Origin of the sequence: Nocardia asiatica NBRC 100129, from assembly GCF_000308415.1 — a bacterium.
Taxonomy (GTDB): domain Bacteria; phylum Actinomycetota; class Actinomycetes; order Mycobacteriales; family Mycobacteriaceae; genus Nocardia; species Nocardia asiatica.
Map to the genome: position 1 here is coordinate 1 of NZ_BAFS01000049.1, position 5,674 is coordinate 5,674.

Below are 5,674 nucleotides of genomic sequence, written 5' to 3' on the forward strand. Positions count from 1 at the left end.
CGATTGCTGCTGGCCGCCACCGTGACATTGGGAACCTGCGGTCGGGTCATGCCGTCGGCCTGTAGAAACCGTAGAAGTCCATGCCTGAGTTCTCCGTTCGAATCGAGCTGATCTGGACCGGGTCACCCGCCTCGACCAGCTGGCCGTTGCCGATCACCATGGCCACGTGGCCGTCCCAGATCGCGAGGTCGCCGGGCATCAGATCACCGGCCGACACCGGTGTGGCTCCGTTGCCCTGCTCGGCCGCGAGCCGGGGCAGGTCGACGCCCGCCTCGCCGTAGGCGTACTTGGTGAGCCCGCTGCAATCCAATCCCGCGCCCGGGCTGTTGCCGCCCCAGACGTAGGGGGTGCCGACGGCGCCGATCGCCGACCGGACCGCCGTGGCGGCCTGCTCGTTGGGCGCCTCCACGACACTGCCGTCGGGCAGCGTGATCTTCACGCCCTTGCCGTCGTCGGCCGTCCCCGACGAGCCGGTATCCGGCCTGGGCGTGATCGAGGTGTCCGGTGTGCCGCGGGAACCGCGGGAGGACTGCGACTGCAGCGGCGTGGCCATCGCGGTGCTCAGCAACGAGCCCGCGCTGCTGAGCACGCCGGACGCGGTGGACGTCATCTGCTGCACGCCGGCGGCTGGCACACCGGCGAGCGACGGGGTGGTGGGCGGCGGGGTCAGCTCGTTCATCGACGCGGTGTGCGTCTGCAATTCGTTCTGGACCCGGCCGACGACGTTGAGCGCCTGGTTGAGATGGTCGATCGCCGAACCGACGAGCACCGTCAGTCCCTGCGGCGTGGCCAGGACCGGCCCCATGCTCGCCGCGGTGTTCACGAAGGACTGCGCGATGTCGGTGAGATCCTTCTGCCCCGTCTCGACCTCGCCCGCGGCCTGGTTGACGACCGTCGCCATCTCGTTGCCGCGATCGGAGATGGTGGCCGCGGAGGTCTGCACACGCAGCGCCTTGGCGGTGGCCGCGTCGGCGGCGCGGCCGTCCCACGCGGCGTTCATTCCGTTGATGCTGTCGCGGCCCATCTGGTGGATCTGGTCGACCACGCTCGAGGTGCTGCGCAGCGCGTCGGTGGGGCCGCCCGCGGGCAGCACGCCGCTGCCGAAGCTGGCGAGCAGATCCAGGATGGGCTGGGCCAGCGCGTTGACGTCGATCACCGGCTCACTCCAGCTCGCCCGCTGTGTTCCGCAGCGCGCCCGCGTGGGCGGCATCGGTCTCGGTGAGCACGGCGGCCGCGCCGGTGGCCGCGCCGCCCATACTGGTCAGCACCGCCGACAGCTGACCGATCGCGGCGACGTGACCGGCATGCGCCGCGGCGTAGGCGGCCATGAAGTCACCGCCGATCAGCCCCATGATCGGACCGAGCAACGCGGGCTCCGCCGCCGCGGCGCTCGCGCCCGCCGCCGCCACCTCACCCGCCATGACGTGGGCGGTCGCGCCGTAGGCCGCAATGCCTTCGGTGTCCGCCGACATCTTTCGCATCAGAGCTTCCCCCATCTGTCGTTCCCAGGCAGAGTACGTCATCCACTTGGTTCGACGCGCGCGGTTCCGGTTCGGTTCCGCCGCTTCGGAAAAAGTCCCGTGGCGTTCGGCGGCGCGCCCGCGACCGACCTTATCGTTCCCTCATGCGCACCCACACCGTGGACCATCCACTCGCCGCCGCCCTGCTCACCACGATGCGGGACGAGCGAACGGCGAATCCGGCTTTCCGTGCCGCACTGCGTGATCTGACCCGGATCCTGATCTACGAGGCGCTGCGCGACGCGGAGATCGAGCGCTTCGAGATCGTCACGCCGGTCGCCCCAACCGAAGGCGTCCGGCTGGTCCGGCCGCCGCTGCTGGTGCCGGTGCTGCGCGCCGGGCTCGGCATGGTCGACGCGGCCGCCGAGTTGATCCCGGACGCCAGGATCGGATTCGTCGGCCTGGCCCGCGACGAGGACACCCACCTGCCGGTGCCCTATATGGAATCGCTGCCCGCAGATCTCGCCGGGCTGCCGGTCTTCGTGCTGGACCCGATGCTGGCCACAGGCGGCTCGATGCGCCACACGCTGCAGTTGCTCGCGGCCCGCGGCGCCACCGACATCACGGCGGTCTGTGTCGTCGCGGCGCCGGAAGGCATTGCGGCGCTGACGGACTCGGGACTGCCGGTGCGGCTGGTCACGGCCGTCGTCGACGCGGAGCTGAACGAGCACGCCTACATCGTGCCCGGGCTCGGCGACGCGGGCGACCGGCAATTCGGCCCGCGCTGAACCGCCGCGGGCCGCTCAGAACCGCTGACAGAAGTCGCGCAGCGCCGAAAGCCGCACCAGGGCAGCGGCGCGCGCGGCCGGGAGATCGGCGTGCGAGCCGACCGGTTCGACCACCTCCAGATAGCACTTGAGCTTCGGCTCGGTGCCGGAAGGGCGGACGACCACGCGGGACGAACCGCCCTCGAAGATCAGCGCGTCGGTGCGCATCCGGCCCCGCACCTGGAGTTGATCGGTGTATTTCACCGGCTCGCCCGCGATCTCGCCAGGCGGGTTCGCCCGCAGCCGATCGACCGCGGCCGCGGCGTCGGCGGCCGAGGCGAGCCGCAGGGACACCTGGTCGCCCGCGTGCACGCCGAAACGCACCGCGTAGTCGTCGAGTTCGTCGTCCAAGGTGCGGCCCGCTGCCTTCAGCCGGGCCACCAGGTCGGCGACGAGCACGGCGGCGGAGATGCCGTCCTTGTCCCGCACCGCCGCCGGATCGACGCAGTGGCCGATCGCCTCCTCGTAGGCGTAGACCAAGCCGTCGCCCGCGCGGGCGAGCCATTTGAATCCCGTGAGCGTCTCCGCGTAGCGGCCGCCGCGCGCGGGAGCGAGTTTCGACAGCAGCCGCGACGACACGATGGTCGTCGCCACCAACGCGCCGGCCGGGGCGGTGCGCAGCACGCAGTCGCCCAGCAGCACACCGGTCTCGTCGCCGCGCAGCATTCGCCATCCGCCCTCGCGCCGCGGCACCCCCACCGCGCACCGGTCCGCGTCCGGGTCCAGCGCGATCGCCACGTCGGCGCCCACCCGGGCGGCCGTCGCGAGCAGCAGGTCGGCCGCGCCGGGCTCCTCCGGGTTCGGGAACGCGACGGTGGGGAAGTCGGGGTCCGGCTCGAACTGCTCCGCGACAACGTGGACGTCGGAGAAACCGGCCGCGCCGAGAGCTTCGACCGCGAGATCGCCGCCGACGCCGTGCAGCGCCGTGAGAGCGATCCGAATCCCGGCGCGCTCACCGGATCCGCCGATCCGCGTTGGCAATTCGGCGACGCGGCGCACATAACGCCGCACCACGTCGTCGCTCGCCGGGGTGACCGGCACACGGTCGACCGGCTCGATCACCGCCTCGATGCAGCGCTCGATCTCGGCGTCGGCCGGAGCGATCAGCTGCGAACCGCCGTCGAGATAGACCTTGTAGCCGTTGTCGGAGGCCGGATTATGCGAAGCGGTGATCTGCACACCCGCGACCGCGCCCAGCTCGCGCACGGCGTACGCGACCACCGGGGTGGGCAGCGGACGTGGCAGCAGCGTCACGGGAAAGCCCGCCGCCGCGAAAATCTCCGCGGTCGCCGTGGCGAACTCGGCGGAACCGTGCCTGGCGTCGCGGCCGACCACCACCGCGCCGCCGCCCAGACAACGGTCGCGCAGCCACGCCACGATCCCGGCGGTCGCCCTGCTCACCGTGGTGACGTTCATGCCGTCCGGACCGTCGCGCAGCGGCCCGCGCAGACCCGCCGTGCCGAAGCGCAGCATCTACACCCGTTCCAGCACGCCGCGCAGCAGCTTGCCCAGACGCGGAGCCGCGGCGTGTCCTTCGGCCAGCACCTCGGCATGGGACAGATGCGCGCCCGTGACACCCGCGGCCAAGTTGGTGACCAGCGAAATGCCCAGCAGCCGGGCACCGAGCGCGCGGCAGGCGATGGCTTCCAGCACCGTGGACATGCCGACCAGGTCCGCGCCGATCGTGCGCAGCATCCGGATCTCGGCGGGAGTCTCGTACTGCGGCCCGGTGAGGCCCGCGTAGACGCCCTCGGTCAGGCTCGGATCGATCTCCCTGGCCAGCGCCCGCAACTCGGGATCCCAGGCGTCGACCAAGTCGACGAAGGTCGCGCCCGCCAGCGGCGTACGACCGGTCAGGTTCAGATGATCGCTGATCAGCACCGGTTCGCCGACCCGGAGGCCGGACCGGATGCCGCCCGCGGCATTGGTCAGCACCACGATCTCCGCGCCCGCCGCCACCGCCGCCGACACCGGATGCACCACATCGGCGGGCCGGTAACCCTCGTAGAGATGCTGGCGGCCCATCAGCAGAAGCACGGCGTTGTCGTCCACCTGCACGGAATGGATCACGCCGACATGGCCCTGCGCGGTCGGCGTCCCGAAACCGGGCAGCTCGGGCATCGGCACCGACGCCCGCGGCGCCCCGATCTCCGCGGCCGCGTCCTGCCAGCCGGACCCCAGCACCACCGCGACCCGGTGGCGTGACACTCCCGTACGTTCGGCGATCGCCTCGGCGGCCTGTTCGGCAAGCATGATCGTCACGATAGCTGTGTTTTTTGGCCAGCGCCTGCGGCGCTGGGTGTTCGCGGCCCCTTTGTGGCTCGCGTTTGCGCGGCCGCCGCTTGCTCCTTCGTCGCTTGCGCGGCGGCCGCGCGAACGCGAGCCGGGCCGCGAACGGCGGATGCTCGGTCTCGCTTAGCTCGAAGCCCGGGGTGCGCTGGGGGCGTGGGGTGGTGGAGCACCGGAATCGTGGATGCGGTTTGCTTCTTCGTGGCTGGCATCCCGGCATGCGGGCGTCTGCTTCTGTGTCGCTTGCGTGGCGGTCGCGCGAACGCGAGCGGGGCCGCGAACGGCGGATGCTTGGTCTCGCTTCGCTCCTGGGGTTGAGGTGTGCTGGGGCGTCGGAGGTGATGGTCCGGGTATCACGCCTGGTTGGGAGAGTATGTGAGTGGTCGGCGGGGGATTTCTACCCGCGAGTAGGGGCGTCGGGGGTGGCCCTATATTCTCCACCGCATGCCGTATCTGGAACGCCAAGGTGAAGTGTTCGTCGTGTACCTCGGCGCGGAGGGGACCACGGACAGCGAGAACCGTTTCCACCCGGACTGGATCGATGAATTCCACGGGCTGCTGGACGAGGTCGAGCGTTCCGAGGGTCCTGCCGCGCTGGTCACCATCGCGACGGGGAAGTTCTACAGCAACGGTCTGGACACCGATTGGCTGTTCGCGAACCTGGACAAGATGCACGGCTATCTCGACCGTGTGCACTCGCTTTACACCCGCCTGCTCGCCTTCCCGCTGCCGACCGTGGCGGCGATCAACGGCCATGCCTTCGGCGCAGGGGCCATGCTGGCCACTTCGCACGACTTCCGGGTGATGCGCGCCGACCGCGGCTTCTACTGCCTGCCCGAGGTGCACCTCGGCATGCCGTTCACCATCGGGATGAACGCCCTGCTCACCGAGCGGCTGACCAACCAGGTCTGCGTGCAGGCGATGACCACTGGCCACCGTTATCCCGCCGACGAGGCGATCGCCGCCGGCATCGTCGACGGCCAGGCCGAAGCCGCCGAATTGCGGGCGGCCGCCGTCGAACGGGCAGCCGCGCTGGCGAGCAACCGCAAGCCCAACCTGCCGGTGATCAAGCGCGCCCTGCACGCGAAGGCGCTGGCC

At 70.9% G+C, this 5,674-nt stretch carries 6 protein-coding genes; 2 read left to right on the plus strand and 4 right to left on the minus strand.

Annotated elements, in window-relative coordinates; genetic code table 11:
• Window positions 1-46: 46 nt before the first annotated feature.
• Window positions 47-1,156 carry a C40 family peptidase gene (locus ON27_RS05655; RefSeq protein WP_043720419.1) on the minus strand — a complete coding sequence of 370 codons (1,110 nt, stop codon included), beginning with the start codon at window positions 1,154-1,156 and terminating at the stop codon, window positions 47-49.
• A 4-nt stretch (window positions 1,157-1,160) separates the two neighbouring features.
• Window positions 1,161-1,481, minus strand: coding sequence for a type VII secretion target (locus ON27_RS05660; protein ID WP_043720437.1), 321 nt, complete (start codon window positions 1,479-1,481; stop codon window positions 1,161-1,163).
• A 143-nt stretch (window positions 1,482-1,624) separates the two neighbouring features.
• Here ON27_RS05660 and upp point away from each other — a divergent pair, with 143 nt between their 5' ends.
• Complete coding sequence (upp, locus tag ON27_RS05665; RefSeq protein WP_043720423.1) at window positions 1,625-2,248, plus strand: uracil phosphoribosyltransferase; 624 nt, start codon at window positions 1,625-1,627, stop codon at window positions 2,246-2,248.
• 15 nt (window positions 2,249-2,263) lie between these two features.
• On the opposite strand, the gene ON27_RS05670 is transcribed toward upp, so the two are convergent.
• Window positions 2,264-3,760, minus strand: a complete 1,497-nt coding sequence (locus tag ON27_RS05670) for a phospho-sugar mutase (RefSeq protein ID WP_043720428.1) — start codon at window positions 3,758-3,760, stop codon at window positions 2,264-2,266.
• Complete coding sequence (locus tag ON27_RS05675) at window positions 3,761-4,540, minus strand: purine-nucleoside phosphorylase (protein ID WP_043720431.1); 780 nt, start codon at window positions 4,538-4,540, stop codon at window positions 3,761-3,763.
• A 480-nt stretch (window positions 4,541-5,020) separates the two neighbouring features.
• Here ON27_RS05675 and ON27_RS05680 point away from each other — a divergent pair.
• On the plus strand, window positions 5,021-5,674 hold a 654-nt coding region (locus ON27_RS05680), incomplete at its 3' end, for an enoyl-CoA hydratase-related protein (protein ID WP_043720434.1).

Bases quoted from the DNA above. Each gene is read 5' to 3' on its own strand.
- ON27_RS05675 (WP_043720431.1), bottom strand. From the start codon at position 4,540: ATGCTTGCCGAACAGGCCGCCGAGGCGATCGCCGAACGTACGGGAGTG.
- upp (WP_043720423.1), top strand. From the start codon at position 1,625: ATGCGCACCCACACCGTGGACCATCCACTCGCCGCCGCCCTGCTCACC.
- ON27_RS05660 (WP_043720437.1), bottom strand. From the start codon at position 1,481: ATGCGAAAGATGTCGGCGGACACCGAAGGCATTGCGGCCTACGGCGCG.
- ON27_RS05670 (WP_043720428.1), bottom strand. From the start codon at position 3,760: ATGCTGCGCTTCGGCACGGCGGGTCTGCGCGGGCCGCTGCGCGACGGT.